At 74.8% G+C, this 16,301-nt stretch carries 14 protein-coding genes; 4 read left to right on the top strand and 10 right to left on the bottom strand.

Annotated features, from left to right (window positions below; translation table 11 throughout):
* Positions 1-133: 133 nt before the first annotated feature.
* Positions 134-1,153, bottom strand: coding sequence for a Bug family tripartite tricarboxylate transporter substrate binding protein (locus M0638_RS13185; RefSeq protein WP_248667459.1), 1,020 nt, complete (start codon positions 1,151-1,153; stop codon positions 134-136).
* Between the two features lie 344 nt (positions 1,154-1,497).
* Here M0638_RS13185 and M0638_RS13180 point away from each other — a divergent pair, with 344 nt between their 5' ends.
* Positions 1,498-2,061 (top strand): DUF4337 family protein, encoded by a 564-nt coding sequence (locus tag M0638_RS13180; RefSeq protein ID WP_248667458.1) that lies wholly within the window; start codon positions 1,498-1,500, stop codon positions 2,059-2,061.
* 237 nt (positions 2,062-2,298) lie between these two features.
* Here M0638_RS13180 and M0638_RS13175 read toward each other — a convergent pair whose 3' ends face one another.
* Positions 2,299-3,729, bottom strand: a complete 1,431-nt coding sequence (locus M0638_RS13175; protein WP_248667457.1) for an amidase — start codon at positions 3,727-3,729, stop codon at positions 2,299-2,301.
* A 255-nt stretch (positions 3,730-3,984) separates the two neighbouring features.
* On the bottom strand, positions 3,985-4,701 hold the full coding sequence (locus M0638_RS13170; protein ID WP_248667456.1) for a pyridoxamine 5'-phosphate oxidase family protein: 717 nt from the start codon (positions 4,699-4,701) through the stop codon (positions 3,985-3,987).
* A gap of 226 nt (positions 4,702-4,927) precedes the next feature.
* Between M0638_RS13170 and M0638_RS13165 the strand changes: the two genes are divergently transcribed.
* The 3 genes from M0638_RS13165 to M0638_RS13155 all read left to right on the top strand — a co-directional run bounded on the left by M0638_RS13165 (position 4,928) and on the right by M0638_RS13155 (position 8,184).
* A complete protein-coding gene (locus M0638_RS13165; protein WP_248667455.1) occupies positions 4,928-5,326 on the top strand; it encodes a DUF4280 domain-containing protein in 399 nt (132 codons plus the stop codon).
* A 22-nt stretch (positions 5,327-5,348) separates the two neighbouring features.
* Positions 5,349-6,677, top strand: a complete 1,329-nt coding sequence (locus M0638_RS13160; protein WP_248667454.1) for a hypothetical protein — start codon at positions 5,349-5,351, stop codon at positions 6,675-6,677.
* Positions 6,678-6,825: 148 nt separating this feature from the next.
* Positions 6,826-8,184, top strand: coding sequence for a DUF2169 family type VI secretion system accessory protein (locus tag M0638_RS13155; protein WP_248667453.1), 1,359 nt, complete (start codon positions 6,826-6,828; stop codon positions 8,182-8,184).
* A 102-nt stretch (positions 8,185-8,286) separates the two neighbouring features.
* On the opposite strand, the gene M0638_RS13150 is transcribed toward M0638_RS13155, so the two are convergent.
* From M0638_RS13150 to M0638_RS13120, 7 genes are all read right to left on the bottom strand, one after another.
* Positions 8,287-8,643, bottom strand: coding sequence for a helix-turn-helix domain-containing protein (locus tag M0638_RS13150; RefSeq protein WP_248667452.1), 357 nt, complete (start codon positions 8,641-8,643; stop codon positions 8,287-8,289).
* A gap of 13 nt (positions 8,644-8,656) precedes the next feature.
* Positions 8,657-9,895, bottom strand: a complete 1,239-nt coding sequence (argJ, locus tag M0638_RS13145) for a bifunctional glutamate N-acetyltransferase/amino-acid acetyltransferase ArgJ (RefSeq protein ID WP_248667451.1) — start codon at positions 9,893-9,895, stop codon at positions 8,657-8,659.
* 32 nt (positions 9,896-9,927) lie between these two features.
* Positions 9,928-10,929, bottom strand: coding sequence for a peptidylprolyl isomerase (locus tag M0638_RS13140; protein WP_248667450.1), 1,002 nt, complete (start codon positions 10,927-10,929; stop codon positions 9,928-9,930).
* 213 nt (positions 10,930-11,142) lie between these two features.
* Entirely contained in the window at positions 11,143-11,910 is a 768-nt protein-coding gene (locus M0638_RS13135) for an ABC transporter ATP-binding protein (protein WP_456316039.1), read from the bottom strand.
* On the bottom strand, positions 11,900-12,742 hold the full coding sequence (locus M0638_RS13130; RefSeq protein WP_456316038.1) for an ABC transporter ATP-binding protein: 843 nt from the start codon (positions 12,740-12,742) through the stop codon (positions 11,900-11,902). Before M0638_RS13130 ends, M0638_RS13135 begins: the two co-directional genes overlap by 11 nt.
* Positions 12,739-14,640: an ABC transporter permease gene (locus tag M0638_RS13125; RefSeq protein WP_456316037.1), complete on the bottom strand. Its 1,902-nt coding sequence runs from the start codon at positions 14,638-14,640 to the stop codon at positions 12,739-12,741. The genes M0638_RS13130 and M0638_RS13125 overlap by 4 nt, the downstream gene beginning before the upstream one ends.
* A 229-nt stretch (positions 14,641-14,869) precedes the next feature.
* Complete coding sequence (locus tag M0638_RS13120) at positions 14,870-16,159, bottom strand: ABC transporter substrate-binding protein (protein ID WP_456316036.1); 1,290 nt, start codon at positions 16,157-16,159, stop codon at positions 14,870-14,872.
* Positions 16,160-16,301 lie beyond the last annotated feature (142 nt).

The following is a 16,301-nucleotide window of genomic DNA, read 5'->3' as shown; positions in this document are numbered from 1 at the left end:
GCGGATCCGTCGAGGCCGGAAAACGCTGGCGGAGGTCCGGGAGCCCGGTCGGACGCGGTGCGTGCGACCCTGGCGGGTGGGGGCGGGGAGGGTGCTGCCTTCCCCGCCCGGACCGGTACCCGCGGCGCGCCCCCTACCGCCTTGCCTCCCCGCCCGAGGACAGGCGCGCCACCACCGGCCGCCACCGGTCCGCCTCCACCCGCAGGAAGGTCGCGAACTCCTCCGGCGTGCCCGACGCCACGAACTGCCCCTCGCCCAGCAGCCGCTCCTGCAGCGCCGGCTCGCGCAGCGCCACGCGTACCGCGCCGTTCAGCCGCTCCACCACCGGGCGCGGCGTGCGCGCCGGCGCCAGCAGCCCGAACCAGGTCTGCGCCACGAGGCGCGGGTCGGTCTCGGCGAAGGTCGGGATGTCGGGCGTCACCGGCAGCCGCGCCTCGCCGGTCCAGCCGATGATCCGCCCCTGCCCGTTGCGGTGCGCCGGCAGGGCGGAGCTGCCGCCCACCACCATCACGTCCAGCGTGCCGGCCACGAGGTCGTTGAGCTGCTGCGAATCGCCCCGGTAGGTCACGTCCTGCATGCGGAAGCCGAGGCCGTCCATCAGCACCAGGGCGGCGATGTTGTTGAAGCTGCTCGGTCCGTTGGTGCCGTAGTTGAGCTGCCCCGGTCGCGCGCGCGCCAGCGCCACGAATTCCGGGATCGTGGCCGGCAGGCCGGGCCGCACCACCACCCCGAAGGGCAGCTTGGTGACGAGCGAGATCGGCGCGAAGTCCTCGACGCGGTAGGGCAGGCGCTCCGGCAGCAGCGGGTTGATGGTCAGCGTGGTGCCGGCCGACATCAGCATGGTGTGCCCGTCCGGCGCCGCGCGCGCGACCGCCTCGGCGCCGATCACCGTGGCCGCCCCGGGCCGGTTCTCGATCACCACGGGCTGGCCGAGCAGCGGCGCCATGCGCTCGGCCAGCAGCCGCGTCATCACGTCGGTGGAGCCGCCGGGCGGGAAGGGCACCACGATCGTCACCGGCCTGGCGGGGAAGGGGGCGCCGGGGGAGGCGGGAGTCTCGGCGGCGGCGCGCCGGGGCGCCAGGGCGGCGGGCGGCAGGGCGGCGGGCAGCAGCCCGGCGAGCAGTGCCCGCCGGGACAGGGACCTGTGGGACATGGTTTCCTCCGACATCGCTCTTGTCGCGCCAGGATGACGTCCCGCAGGGGGATGGCGGAAGCCCCGGCGCCGCGCCGCGCCGGCATTCCCCCCCCCCGTCTCCGCCGGCCCTGCTCCCCACCGGCCCCGCTCCCCGGCGGGCGCGTTCCCCCGGCACCGCCCGCTGCCCACGGGCATCGTCCGCCGCCGGCCCCGTCCGCCACGGCCCGCCGCACCGGCCCGCCGCGCGGCGCGGGCGGACCTCCCTCGTCGGCCCGCCCGGCGGCCCCCGCCGCCGCTGGCGAGCCCGGGCTCGCCTGGGCAGGATCGCGCCGCTTCGCCAACCGATTCGCCGGGAACGATCGATGTCCGACCATCCAGCCGCCGAGGCCGCGGAGAAGGCGCGCGAGAACAAGCGCACCGCCCTGCTCATCGCCGCCCTGGCCCTGGCCCTCGCGCTCGCCCAGGTCGCGGGCGACGACGCCAAGACCGAGGCGCAGATGCGCAACGTCGAATCCGCCAACCTCTGGGCCTTCTTCCAGGCCCGCACCGTCCGCCAGACCGTGCTCGGCGCTGCCGCCGACCGCGCCGTGCTCGATGCCGCGCTGGCCCCCGGACCCGAGGCGCGCCGCGCCCTGGAGGCGCAGGTCGCGACGTGGCGCGCCACGATCGCCCGCTGGGAGAGCGAGCCCGAGACGCGCGAGGGCCGCCGCCAGCTCATGGAGCGCGCGCGCGAGGCCGAGACGGCGCGCGACCGGGCCATGCACGAGGATGGCCGCTACGACGCCGCCTCCGCCGCCATCCAGATCGGCATCGTGCTGGCCTCGGCCGCGATCATCACCGCCGCGCCGGCGCTGGCCTGGGTCGGCGGCGCGCTCGGCCTCGGCGGCGCCGCGCTCGCCCTGCTGACCCATCTCGGCCTGGCCTGACGCGCCCGGCGGACGGGCCCGGCCGGGGCGGCGTGCCCCGGCCGCCTTCGCCGTGGCGCGCGGCAGGTCACGGCCCGGCCATGCCGCCGGCGGCGGACGCCCGGCCCGGGCACGCCCGCCCGCCGGCGGCCCGCCCCGGCGCCGTTCCGGCTGACCGTATCGGGCCGGAACGGCTCCGGCCCCTGATCCGGCGCATCTTCCGAGGCGCCGGGCGAGTGCGCCCGGCTCGGGAACGCCCTACCCGAGCGCCGGCCGCCTCTCCGCCCAGGGCCGCGCCCGCTCCCAGGCCGCCGCCGCGCGCAGCACCGTCACCTCGTCCAGCCGACGCCCGACGATCTGCAGGCCCACCGGCAGCCCGTCCGGCGTGAAGCCGCAGGGCACCGAGATCGCCGGGTTGGCCGAGAAGTTGAACGGGTAGGAGAATTCCGCCCAGCGCTCCCAGTCCCATTCGTGCTGCGGCCAGTGCTCGGGGATGTTGCGCTCGGCCGGGAAGGCGGCGACCGAGGCGCTGGGCGTCAGCAGCAGGTCCCAATCCTCGAACCAGCGGTTGATCGCGACGCCGTAGGCCAGGCGGCGCACCCGCTTCTCCATGAAGTCGCGCAGCGGGATCCGCACGCCCTCGCGGACGCAGGCGGCGAAGCCGGGGTCCATGCGGTCGCCGAATTCGTCGAGGTACTGGGCGTAGCCGGCGCACATGGCGAGCCAGAAGAAGCGCGAGACCTCGGGCCCCTCGGACGCCCAGGGCGGCGTCACCTCCTCCACCGTGGCGCCCAGCTCCTGCGCGAAGGCCTCGGCGGCGGCGCGCACCGGCGCCGCCACCTCGGGATCGACGCGGGCGAAGCCGAGATCGGGGCTGTAGGCGATGCGCAGCCCGCGCACCCCGCCGCCCAGCAGCGCCGGGTAGTCGGCGGGCGGCGCCTCCAGGCTGAGGAAGTCGGCCGCGTCCGGGCCGCTCATCACCCGCAGCATCAGCGCCGAATCGGCGACGGTGCGGGTGATCGGGCCGATATGCGAGATCAGGTCGTTGTTCGGCATCGGCGTGTAGGGCACGCGGCCGAAGCTCGGCTTGATGCCGACCACGCCGGAGAAGTGCGCCGGCAGGCGGATGGAGCCGGCGCCGTCGCTGCCCTGGTGCAGCGGGCCGAAGCCGGCGGCGGCGGCGGCGCCCGCCCCGGCCGAGGAGGCGCCGGCGTTGTAGCCGTGCCGCCACGGGTTGTGCGTGATGCCGGTGAGCGGCGAGCGGCTGATCGCGCTCCAGCCGAATTCCGAGGAGGTGGTCTTGCCCAGCACGATGCCGCCGGCCTGCTTCAGCCGGCGCACCATCGTCGCGTCCTCGGGCGGCACGTAGCCGCGGCGGATGTGCGAGCCGCACTCCATCGGCAGGCCGGCGACGGGCGCCATGTCCTTCACCGTGAAGGGCACGCCGAGCAGCGGCGCCGTCTCGCCGCGCATCACCGCCGCCTCGGCGGCGCGGGCGCCGGCGGTGGCGCCCTCGGCGTCGAGCGTCGCGAAGGCGTTGACGCGCGGTTCCGCCGCCTCGATGCGGCGCAGGATCGCCGCCATCGCCTCGACCGGGGAGAGCCTGCGCGCGCGGATCAGCGCGGCGAGGTCGGTGGCGGGAAGGTAGCCGAGATCGGCGTCGCTCGTAGGCAGGGCGGGCTCAGCCATGGTGCCGCCCCGCCTCTGCCGCCGCGTTGCGCTTGCCCATGGCCAGACCCCTTCGCGCGGGAGGAACCGTCGCGGTCCGGCCGCCTCCCGCCCTGGCGCCCGGCCGCGTGGCGGTTGGCCGGCACCGCCCGCGGGCGGCATGCGGACGCGACGTCCGGATGCACCGTCCCGGGAGCACTTCCCGCCGGGCCGCGCCCGCGTCGCCAGGGCATCCTGCCCGGGGCGCGGCCGGCGCCTCAGGCGCCGGCGCGGACCTCACTCGCCATAGTGCTTCCGGTACGCCTCGGCGAACACCTCGTCCAGCCTCGCGCCCTCGCGGTAGCCGGCGAGGCCCTCGGGGCGCGCGAGGCCGGGAAGCTGGCGCTCGCACGGCACCGGCGCGCCGAGCACGGTGTGGACCGGCATCAGCTCGGTCCAGGCCGGCACCTGGTAGTCCTCCTCGTCGTCATGGACGCCGAGGCTGCGGATCTTGCCGGAGGCGTTCTCCATCACCATGCCGACCAGCGTCGTCGCCTTGAATTCCTGCGGCGTGGGCTGGCGGATCTCCTTCGAGCGGCCGGGGAAGAAGCGGTCGATGAAGCCGTCCATCAGCTTCAGCTTCTCCGCCGGGTCCTCCACCTTGAAGGCGGTGCCGAAGGCCATCACCGAGCGGTAGTTGACCGAGTGGTTGAAGCCGCAGCGCGCCAGCACGATCGCGTCCATGTGCGAGACGGTGAGGCAGACCGGCAGGCCCGCCGCCTGCTGGCGCACCATCCGGCTGGCCGAGGAGCCGTGCCAGTAGAGGTGGTCGCCCTCGCGCCAGAAGGCGGTCGGCGTGCAGTAGGGCTGGCCGTCGATCACGTAGGCGATGTGGCAGAGCATCGCCGAATCGAGGATGTCGTAGACGGTGGCCTTGTCGTAGCGGCCGCGCTCGTGCTTGCGGCGCAGCTTGTTGCGCTCGGTGACGGGGAAGGAATCGACGGCGTCGGGCATGGGGCGCATCCGGTTGGTCTTGCCGCGCCGGTCTAGCGGGCCGGCAGGCCCCGTTGGAAGAACCAATCCGGCCCGAATGACGGGGCCACCCGGGCGGCCGGCCGCCGGTGCGGGACCCCGCTTGTGCGACCAAGGCAAGCTGCCAGAATGGCCGGGCGGGGGCGGCCCGCCCGCAGCCGGGGCGCAGGCGCGGAGAACGGGCGTGCCCCGGGGAGGATCGGTCGCGATGCCGGAGTTCCTGACCACCGGCTGCCTGCTGACCTGCAGCTTCGGCCTGGCCCCTTCCGTGTTCGTCGCCGAGGAGCTGCCGGGCAAGCCCGTGATCGAGGGCGGCTTCGTCACGGCGACGGTCGCCGAGATCATCCCCGAGGACAACGTCCCCTCCTTCGCCATGTGCAGCAGCATGGAGAACCCGGAGGTGGCGGCGGCCACCGCCGCCGCCGAGGGCGTGCTGACGCCGATGCCCTGCGTGCCGGTGATCGTCGACCCCTGGGAGCCGCCCTCGGAACTCGTCAGCTACGACGGGCTGCCGCTGGCGACGGTCGAGAGCAAATGCCTCTGCGCCTGGGGCGGCGAGATCGCGGTGGACGCGCCGATGGAATTCATCTGCGCCACGCAGGGCTGAGCCGGCAGGGAGGAGACGGCGCATGAGCGGCAGCGGCAACGACCCGGTCGAGGAGAACAGGGACGGCACCTTCCTCGTCGCCGTCCCGGCCGCCAACGCCGTCTCGCCGCCGCTCTACGGCTACATGCTGCGCCTCGGCACCCCGAATTACGACGCGTCGACGCTGGACGTGGAGGATCTCCTGGCCGACGCCGCCGGCAAGAAGCTCGCCCAGGCGACGGAAGGCAAGGATGCCAGGCGGCTCGACGGCATCACCATCTACTCCAGGGACAACTACACGGTCACCAGCCCCACCATCACCATGGTCGCGGACGCGGCCTCGACCTGGGCGTCGGACAGCGTCAGCGTCACCACCAACGGCGGCCGGGTCTCCGCCGCCAGCTACTCGGGCAGCGACTTCCTGGCGAGCTACGCCTCGGTCGCCCAGATGTCGATCAACAACAGCGACCTGTTCAGCCTGAACGGCGGCAACACCATGACGGTCTGGGCGGGCAACGACGCCTCGACCGGCGTGGGCGGGCTGCTCTGGTCCAATTACGGCGCGACGCAGAACATCTTCGGCGGCCAGGTCGTCAACGTCACGCAGACCGGGCTGAGCACGGCGGACATCGAGGTCCAGGGAATCGGCTCGACCAAGATCACGCCCTCCGTGTCGATGATCGCCCAGAACGGCATCTCGCTGAGCGTCAGCCCGGTCAGCCGGAGCGCGCAGTCGACGATCGGCTACGCCGACAAGCTGAAGATGGTGACGCTGGGCGGCATCGGCGTCGCCTCGGCGCTGCTGGCCGTGAACGACCTCGCCATGGGCCTGGAGCTCGATTCCCGCAGCGACGACGACACCGTCAAGGCCGCCATGCGGACCGACTTCGACGTCACCGCGGCCCTCACCGGGGCGATCGTGGTGCTCCAGGCCATGGGGGCCCTCTCCGGGGCGCTGCTGAAGAGCGCGAGCGAGGGCTACTACCTGGCCAGCAACGCGTCGCTCGACATCGCCGGCAACCAGGCCAGCCTGTACACCGGCTCGCCCGCCGCGACCCAGGGCCTGGTGATCGCGACCGCCAGGAGCGCGTCGCTCATGGCCGGGACGATCCCGCCATCCGCGAACGGATTCCGGCCGCTCAATCCGATCGTGAACTTCGCGACCGCCGCGACCACCGCGCAGGTCACGGTCGACAGCACCGTCAACCCGAACGTCCAGATCGCCGCGAACCGCGTGACCGTGACGGCCAACCAGTCCCTCTCGCTGCAATGCGGCGCGGCCGTCTCGATCACGATGACCCCTGGCAGCATCCAGATCACGGCCCCGACGATCAACCTCAGTGGCGCGAACCAGTCCCACATGCTGACCTGACGGCCCCGCCCGACGCCCGTGCCGTCCCCGCGCCGGGCGCGGAACTCCCGCGGCGCCAGGCCCGCGGCGCCAGGCCAGCGGCGCCAGGCCCGTGGCGCCAGGCCAGCGGCGCCAGGCCCGTGGCGCCAGGAAGGACCGCCCCGCCTCCATGCAGACCATCAACGCCACGCCGTTCCCGCTGCTCCTGCGCGAGAGCGAGGGGGACGGCTCCTCCCCCGCGGTCACCTGCATCCTGAAGGCCACCTTCGACCTCGTGCCGGACGGCCCCTGCACGCCGGCCAGGACGCAGCGGAAGCCGGAAGGCGACCTGCGCCACATGGACGAGCTGGGCCGCAGCCTGAGCTGGGCGACCGACTTCGCCCCCTACAAGCCGCACACGGACGTGCTGATCCAGGGCAGCTTCCACCAGCCCGGCGGCCTCGCGGCGCCGACGGGCCGCGCCGGGTTCGAGCTCGGGCCGCTGCGGAAGGAGCTGCTGATCCACGGCCCGCGCTTCGCGACGCCGGCCCCCCCTGGGGGGCTTTCAGGCCGCTGGAGCGTGAGCGCCGCGACGCCGATCGTCAGCCTGCCGCTGCGCTGGGAGTACAGCTACGGCGGCCTGAACGACCGGCGCAACCCGATGGGCCGCGGGCAGGACGTGCTGACCGGGCCGGACGGGCGCCGGCAGGTGCCGCTGCCGCAGATCGAGCATCCGGACCACCCGCTCCGCCTCCTGACCGAGCGCCCGCCGCCGGCGAATTTCGCCCCGGTGCCGCCCGGCTTCGCCGAACGCCGGGCTAAGCTCGGCACGCGCGACCGGCGCTGGTCCACCTTCCGCGCCCCGCTGCCGCCGGCGGACTTCGACCCGAGCTACCACAATGCCGCGCCCGCCGGCCAGCAGGCCGGCAACTACCCGCGCGGCGACGAGCTGCTCACGCTGCGCAACCTGCACCCGCGCCATCCCGTGCTGCGGACCTACCTGCCCGGCCTGCGCGCCAGCCTCGCCGTGCTGTGGGAGGTGGACGGCAGGGCCTCGGCGGAGGTGGTGCCGATGAACCTCGACACCATCGTCGCCCTGCCGGACGAGGACCAGCTCGTGCTGGTCTGGCGGGGCAACGCGCCGCTGCGGGACGGGCGGGACATGGCCGCGCTGACCGCGGTCGCCTGCGAGGCCGAGCCGCTGGCGGCGCCGCCGGCCCGGCCCGACCTGGCGGCCCGCCTGCTCGCCGGCTGGCGGGCGGAACGCGAGCAGCTCGAGGCGCAGGCGGCGGCGCAGGCCGCCCAGGTGGCGGCGCAGGCCGAGCTGCGGGCCAGGGCCGAAGCGGCGCAGGCGGCGCTGCTGGCCGCGACCATGGGCGAGGTCCGCAGGATGCTCGGCAAGGTGTCGCTGCCGGCGGCGCTGCGCAAGGTCGTCGAGACGGAGACGGACCCGCAGCTCCTCTACGACCATCTCGACCGGTACGTCACCGAGACACTGGCCGAGATCGAGGCGCGCCATCCCGGCCTGCTGCCTGGTCGCGGCCCCTGAGGCGTTTCCCTTGGGACGTTTCCCTGGGGCGTCTCTCTGGGGCGGCCGTCCACGGCGCCGGCCCCCAGGCGCTCCCCCCGCCCGCCGTGGCCCGGCCCCGCCTCATCCCTCCGGCGGCAGCAGCGCCGCCAGCGCCTCGATGGTCTCCGGCGGCAGGTCGCGAATCGCCGCCGCCAGCCGGTTGGCGAACTCCGTCGCCGCCGGGCTCAGCCCCGCCGTGTCCAGCACCACGCGCGGCGCGGAGCGGCGCGCGAGCCCGGCCATCTCGTCCGCCTCGTCCCAGATCAGGCCGAAATAGGCGTTGATCTGGTGCACCAGCCCGCTGGTCGGCCGGCCGCGATGCCCGTGCTCGAGCGCCGAGAGGTAGGCGGCGGAGACGTCCAGCGCCGCCGCCATCTCCTTCAGCGTCACGCCGCGCGCCTCGCGCAGCGCGCGCAGCCGGGCGCCGAAGGGGGTCACGGCGCGCCCGGGGTCAGGAGCGGTAGCTGCCGTTGATGTCGATGTAGCCGTGCGTCAGGTCGCAGGTCCACACCGTGGCCTGGCCGCTGCCGAGGCCGATGTCGACCGCGATCTCCACCTCGCGCCCCTGCATGTGCGCCACCACCGGCGCCTCGTCGTAGCCCGGGATCACGCCGCCCTCGCGCGCCATCCAGGTGCCGCCGACGCCGACGGCGAGCCGGTCGCGGTCCGCCGGCTCCCCCGCCTTGCCGACGGCCATGACGATGCGGCCCCAATTGGCGTCGCCGCCCGCGATCGCGGTCTTCACCAGCGGCGAGTTGGCGATGCTCATGGCGATGCGGTGGGCGGAGCGGGCGGAGGTGGCGCCGGTCACGTCGATGCGGATCAGCTTCTGCGCGCCCTCGCCGTCGCGCACCACCTGCAGGGCGAGGTCGAGCAGCAGCTCGGAGAGGGCGCGCGAGAAGTCGCGCAGGATCGGCCCGCCCTCGGTGGTGACGCGCGGATGCCTCGCGGCGCCGGTCGCGAAGAGCAGCACCGTGTCGGAGGTGGAGGTGTCGGAATCGACCGTGGTGCGGTTGAAGCTGCGGTCCACGGCGCGCTTGAGGATCGGCTGGAGCGCCGCGGGCGGGATCTTCGCGTCGGTGGCGACGAAGCAGAGCATGGTCGCCATGTCGGGCGCGATCATGCCGCTGCCCTTGGCGATGCCCATGATCGTCACCGTCTCGCCGCCGATCCGCGCGGTGCGCAGGCAGGCCTTGGGGAAGGTGTCGGTGGTCATGATGCCGCGCGCCGCCTCGGCCCAGCGGTCGTCGGCGAGGCCGGCGTGCAGCGCCGGCAGGGCGGCGGTCAGGCGCTCGTGCGGCAGCGGCTCGCCGATCACGCCGGTCGAGGCCAGGAACACCTCGCGCGGCTTGCAGCCGACCAGCGCGGCGGCGGCCTCGGCGGTGGCCTCGGTCGCCTCGCGGCCGGCGCGGCCGGTGAAGACGTTGGCGTTGCCCGCGTTCACCACCAGGGCGCGGGCCTTGCCGCCGCGCAGCGCCGCGCGGCACCAGTCCACCGGCGCGCCCGGGCACTTGTTGCGCGTGAACACGCCGGCGACCGAGGTGCCGGGCGCGAACTCCATCATGGTGAGGTCGGCGCGCGCCTTGTAGCGGATGCCGGCCTCGGCCGTGCCGAGGCGCAGCCCGGCGAGAGTCGGCAGCTCGGGGAACGGCACCGCGAGGGGGGAGACGGGGATGTCCTTGCCGGCCATGGCGATACGGCGTCTCTCTGGTTCGGCCCGGTTCAGCGGCCCGCGGGCCGCGCGGGGGTGGCGGGGGCCGGCGCGCGGCCGGCCGGGGCGGGGGCAGGCGTGGGGGCAGGCGCGGGGGCCGGCGCGGCGGCGGGCGGCGCGGCGGGGGCGGCGGGCGCCTCGGCGGGGGCCGCCGCCATCGGCGTGCCGTCCATGTTGAAGCGCTCCACCCGCGCCTCGCCGCGGATGCGCTGCACGACGGCGCGGACGGCCTCCTGCACCATCGTCTCGCGCAGCTGGTCCTTGGCTTCCTCGAAGCTCTCGCGCTCGGCGGTGCGTCGCGCCTCGACGCGGATCAGGTGCCAGCCGAAATCGGTGTGCACCGGCTCGCTCACCTGGCCGGGCTGCAGCGCGAAGGCGGCCTCGGCGAAGGCGGGCGGCACGTCCGCGCGCTTGAGGAAGCCGAGGTCGCCGCCCTGCTCCGCGCCGGGGCCGGAGGCGCGCCGGCGCGCGATCTCGGCGAAGTCGGCGCCGCCGCGTATCTCGGCCAGCACCGTGCGCGCCTCGGTCTCGGTGGGCAGCAGGATGTGGCGCGCGTGCACCTCCTCCTCGGGCGGGCGGGCGGCGACGTCGCGCTCGTAGCGCTGGCGCAGCGCCTCCTCGGTGATGCTGCCGGCGACCTCGCGGGTCAGCAGCGCCTGGCGCAGCTCCGCTTCCTCGGCACGGAGGATCCGCCGCCGCACCGATTCGTCGCGGTCCAGCCCTTGCCGGCGCGCGGCGACGGCCAGGGCCTTCTGGGAGATGAGCTGGTCGAGCAGGAGCGGGTAGACCACCTGCGCCGGCAGGCCGCGCAGCTGCTCCGGCAGGCCGGCGGCGGCGTCGGCGATGTCGCTGAGATGGATCTCCTCGTTGTCGACCCGCGCCACCACGGGATCGCCGGGCGGCTGCGCCGGGACGATCTGCGCGCGGCTGGGGGCGGCCAGGCCGGGAGCGAGCAGCGCGGCGAGCAGCGCGGCGCGGGCGAGGCGGGAGACAGGCGGCGCGAGGCGACGCATCGGGGGGGTCCTCCGGGGGCGGCGGAACATGGCCGAAGCCTCGCCGGGCCACAAGGCGCGGACCGGCCGGCCACCGTCGCGGCCATCCTTCCGATCGGTCGGGCCCGGCCTCTCTGCCGCCCGCCCGTGTCCCGGGTCCGGGGTGGCAGCCCGTGGGCGGCCCGCCGGGCGCCCCGGGGAAGGTCCGGGGACGGAGCCGGGCCGGGCGCGCCGCTACACCGAGAGGTACTGCGCCTGCGCCGCGGCATCCGCTTCCAGCGCCGCGAAGGTGCCGGACCAGCGGATGCGCCCCTGCTCGATCACCGTGGCGCGGTCCGAGACGAGGCCGGCGAAGTGCAGGTTCTGCTCGGAGAGCAGCACGGTCAGCCCCTCGCGCTTGAGCTGGAGGATGGTGTTGGCCATCTGCTCGACGATCAGCGGCGAGAGGCCCTCGGAGGGCTCGTCGAGCAGCAGCAGGCGCGGGTTGCCCATCAGCGTGCGGGCGATGGTCAGCATCTGCTGCTCGCCGCCCGACATGCGTCCGCCCGGCCGGTTGCGCATCTCGCCGAGGTTGGGGAACAGGGCGAAGAGCCGCTCCGGCGTCCAGGGCGCGAGGCACGCGCGCGGCGGCCGGCGGCCCACGGCGAGGTTCTCCATCACCGTCAGGTCGGTGAAGATGCGCCGCTCCTCGGGCACGTAGCCGATGCCGGCGCGCGCGATCACGTGCGGCTCCTGCCCCGCCAGATCCGCGCCGTCGAGGCGCACCTGCCCGGCGCTGGGCGGCACGAGGCCCATGATCGCCTTCATGGTGGTGGACTTGCCGGCGCCGTTGCGGCCGAGCAGCACCAGCACCTCGCCCTGCCGCGCCTCCAGCGCCACGTCGGACAGGATGTGCGCGCGGCCGTAATGCGCGTGCAGCCCCGAGACCGCCAGCAGCACCGGCGGCGCCGCGCCCGCCGCCGCTCCCCCCGGCTCCGGCATCGTCGCCGTCTCAGTGCCCACCGGAGGTCTTCCCCGTGCCGAGATACACCGCCCGCACCTCCGGGTGGTTGCGCACCGTCTCCGGGTCGCCGGCGGCGATCGGGCGGCCGCGGCTCATCACCAGGATGCGGTCGGCATGGGCGAACACCACGTCCATGTCGTGCTCCGTGAACAGCACGGCGATGCCGCTCTCGCGCGCCACGCGGGCGGTCAGCGCCATCAGCGCCACGCGCTCGCGCGGGGCCATGCCGGCGGTGGGCTCGTCCATCAGCAGCAGGCGCGGGGAATGCGCCATCGCCACCGCCAGCTCCACCCGCTTGAGGTCGCCGTAGGCGAGCACGCCGCAGCCGCGCTCCGCCTGGTCGAGGATGCCGACGCGCGCCAGCAGCGCGTCCGCCTCCGCCGCATGCCGTTTCGCGACCGGCCGCCACAGCCCGGAGAGCTCGCCGTGGTGCGAGAGCAGCGCCATCTGCACGTTCTCGCGCACCGTCATCGAGGCGAAGGTGGCGGTGATCTGGAAGGTGCGCCCCACCCCGAGCTTCCAGATGCGGCGCGGCGGCAGCCCGGTGATGTCCTGCCCCGCCAGCCGCACCCGGCCGCCATCGGGGCGGAGCTGCCCGCCCACCATGTTGAAGGTGGTGCTCTTGCCCGCGCCGTTCGGGCCGATCAGCGCCAGCAGCTCGCCCGCGCCGACCGCGAAGGAGATGCCGGCCACGGCGTGCACCCCGCCGAAGCGCTTCTCCAGCCCCTCGACCGCCAGCACGGGCGCGCCACCGGGCATCCCGTCCGCCATCCCGTCCGCCATCCCGTTCGCCGCGCGCGCGGCGGCCGCCGCCCCTGCCTCCGCCGTCATGCCGCCCGCTCCGCCTCGCCCCGCTCCGTCCCCGCGGCCGCCGGCCCGGTCCCCGCGCCGCGCCGCTGCCACCAGGCCTGCGCCGCCCCCGCGATGCCCTGCGGGAAGGCCAGCACCAGCAGCAGGATCGCGGCGCCCAGCACCGCGCGCCAGTAGTCGGTCAGGCGCAGCAGTTGCTCCTCCAGCCCGCGGAACACCACCGCGCCGACGATCGGTCCGCTCACGGTCTGCACGCCGCCCAGCAGCACCATCATCAGCCCGTCCACCGAGCGCGAGATCTGCATGTAGGTCGGGAAGACGCTGCCCTTGCCGTAGGCGAACAGCCCGCCCGCGACGCCCGCCGCGGCGGCCGCCAGGATGAAGGCGCGCCACTGCACGCCGCGCACGCCGATGCCGATCGCCTCGGCCCGCAGCGGGCTGTCGCGGCCGGCGCGCAGCGCGTAGCCGAAGGGCGCGTAGATCACCCGCCGCAGCAGCAGCGTCACGCCGATCGAGACGGCGAGGGTGAGGTAGAGGAACGGCAGCGGCCCGGCCAGGAAGCCCTCGGGCCAGACGCCGAGGATGCCGTTGTCGCCGCCCGTCAGCTCCACCCACTGGAAGGCGCCGGACCAGGCGATCTGCGCGAAGGCCAGCGTCAGCATGGCGAGGTAGACGCCGGAGAGGCGCACGCAGAACCAGCCGAACACCGCCCCGGCGATGGCCGCCACCACCGGCGCGGCGACGAGGCCGCCCAGCATCGGCACGCCGAAATTCGTCACCAGCAGCGCCACGCCGTAGGCGCCGAGGCCGAAATAGGCCGCGTGCCCGAAGGAGGCCATGCCGCCCGGGCCCATCATCAGGTGCAGGCTGGCCGCGAACAGCACGAACACCGCGATCTCGCCCAGCACCGAGACCGCGTAGCTGCCGAGGAAGGGGGGCAGCACCAGCAGCAGCGCCAGCACGGCGAGGCCGAGGCGGCGCAGCGCCGGCGGGGCGGGGCGGATCACCGCCTCGACCCCCGCGCCGAGCGCGCGCGCCGCGCCCTGCGGCCGGCCCAGCAGCCCGTGCGGCCGCACCACCAGCACCGCCGCCATCACCAGGAAGGTCAGCACCAGCGTGATCTTGGGGAAGACCAGGATGCCGTAGGCCTGCAGCATGCCGATCAGCAGCGCGGCGAGGAAGGCGCCCGGCACGCTGCCCATGCCGCCGATCACCACCACGGCGAAGGCCTCGGTGATGACGTCGAGGTCCATGTGCAGCGTCGCCGGCTGGCCGCGCGGCAATTGCAGCGCGCCGCCGAGCCCGGCGAGCAGGCTGCCCAGGAAGAACACCGTGGTGAACAGCCAGCGCTGGTTGACGCCGAGGGCCGCCACCATCTCGCGGTCCTGCGTCGCCGCGCGCACCAGCGTGCCCCAGCGCGTGCGGTTGAACAGCAGCCAGAGCAGCGCGAGCACCACCGGCCCCACCGCGAACAGGAACAGGTCGTAGAGCGGGATGCGCGCCTCGCCGACATAGACCGCGCCGCGCAGGCCCGGGGCGCGCGGCCCGAGCAGGTCCTGCGGCCCCCAGATCAGCAGCGCCGCGTCCTGCACGATCAGCACCACGCCGAAGGTGGCGAGGAGCTGGAACAGCTCCGGCGCGCCGTAGAGCCGGCGCAGCACCAGCCGCTCCAGCAGCGCGCCGAGCAGCCCGGCGGCGACGGCCGAGAGCAGCACCGCGCCCCAGAAGCCGAGCTGGTCGCGCGGCAGCACCGCGAACAGAGTCACCGCGATGTAGGCGCCCAGCATGTAGAGGCTGCCATGCGCGAAGTTCACGATGCGCGTGACGCCGAAGATGATCGACAGGCCGGCGGCCACCAGGAACAGCGAGGCGGCGCTGGCCAGCCCGTTCAGCCCCTGGACGAGCAGCAATTCCATCATCGCGCGATTCCCGCCGAGGGTCCCGGGGCCGGCGGGGCCGCCCCGGTCGAGAACACCAACGCCGCGCCGGGCGGCCGGCGCCGCCACCCCGGGAGGACGCCCCCCGGGGCAACCCGGCCCGCGGGAGCCAGAGCGGATCGCCGGCGGGCGGCTACGCCCGTAGGCGTGAATCCGCTCGGAAAACAATGGGATGGGGCGGCGCGCAGTCCCAACTGGCCTGCGTTCCGCTCTAGCCCTGGGGGCGGAGCTGGCGCACCACCTCGTCGGGCGGCAGGTACTTGGCGCCGTCGGCGTAGCGCCAGTCCACCATCACGCCCTTGCCGCTCTTCAGCGCCAGCTTGCCCACGAAGGCGCCCATGGTGGACTGGTGGTCGATCGCCCGGTACTCGACGTCGCCGAACACCGCGTTGAAGCGAAGCCCGCTCGCCGCGTCGACCATCTTCTCGGTGTCGGTCGAGGCGGCGCGGCGCAGCATCGCGGCGATGCTGCCGACCAGGTCGTAGCCCACCACCGAGCCGAGGCGCGGATAGTCGTTGAAGCGCCGCCGGTAGCCGTCGCGGAAGGCGACGTGGCGCGCCGTGTTGAGATCGGCCCAGGGATAGCCGGTGACGATCCAGCCCTCCGGCGCCTCGTCGCCGAGCGGATCGAGGTATTCCGGCTCGCCCGAGAGCATGCTCACCACGCTGCGCCGCTCGAACAGGCCGCGTATGTTGCCCTGGCGGACGAAGGCGGTGAGGTCGGAGGCGAAGGTGGCGTTGAAGATCGCCTCCGGGTTGGCGCTGGCCAGCGCCTGCACCGTGGCGCCGGCGTCGATGCGCCCCAGCGCCGGGAACTGCTCGCTGACGAACTGCACGTCCGGCCTGGCGCGGCCCAGCAGCTCCTTGAAGGAGCGCACGGCGGACTGGCCGTACTCGAAATTCGGCGCCACCACGGCCCAGCGCTTGGCCGGCAGCTTCGCCGCCTCCTCCACCAGCATCGCCGCCTGCATGTAGGTGGAGGCGCGCAGCCGGTAGGTGTAGCGGTTGCCCCTGGCCCAGACCATCGCGTCGGTCAGCGGCTCGCCGGCCATGTAGAGGCGCTTCGCCTGGGCGCAGGCATCGGCGATGGCGAGGCCGACATTGGAGAGGAAGCCGCCCGCGATCAGGTCCACCTTCTCGCTGTTGAGCAGCTCGCCGACATGGCGCACCGCGTCCTCGGGCTTGCCGTTGTCGTCGCGGAACACCGTCTCCAGGCGACGCCCGCCGATGCCGCCGGCGGCGTTCACCTCGTCCAGCGCCATGTTCCAGCCGTTGCGGTAGGGCTGGAGGAAGGCGGGCTGGCTGCTGTAGCTGTTGATCTCGCCGATCCGGATCGGCGCCCCGCCGCTCCCCTGGCCGCCCCCCTGGCCCGCCGTCCCCTGGCCCGCCGTCCCCTGGGCCGCCGTCCCCTGGGCCCGTGGCAGGCCCGGCGCCGCCAGCATCGCCGCTGCCGCCGCGCCACCGGCGAGCAGCCCGCGCCGACGCATCCCCTGATCGATCACCGGCTCCGCTCTCCTGCGCTCGGGACTGGACGCGCCGACACGCGCGCTCCGGGTCCCGGTCCGGACCGCGCGGCCGGAGGCTAGCCGCGCCCCGCTCGGGGTGTCGAGGGGCCGCGGCGCCGCTTCCGTGGCGCCGCGGCCC

Source organism: Roseomonas acroporae (assembly GCF_023223525.1).
GTDB classification, from domain to species: Bacteria; Pseudomonadota; Alphaproteobacteria; order Acetobacterales; family Acetobacteraceae; genus Roseomonas_E; species Roseomonas_E acroporae.
The sequence above is the reverse complement of the archived record's forward strand: the minus strand, read 5'-3'. Positions and strand labels throughout refer to the sequence as shown.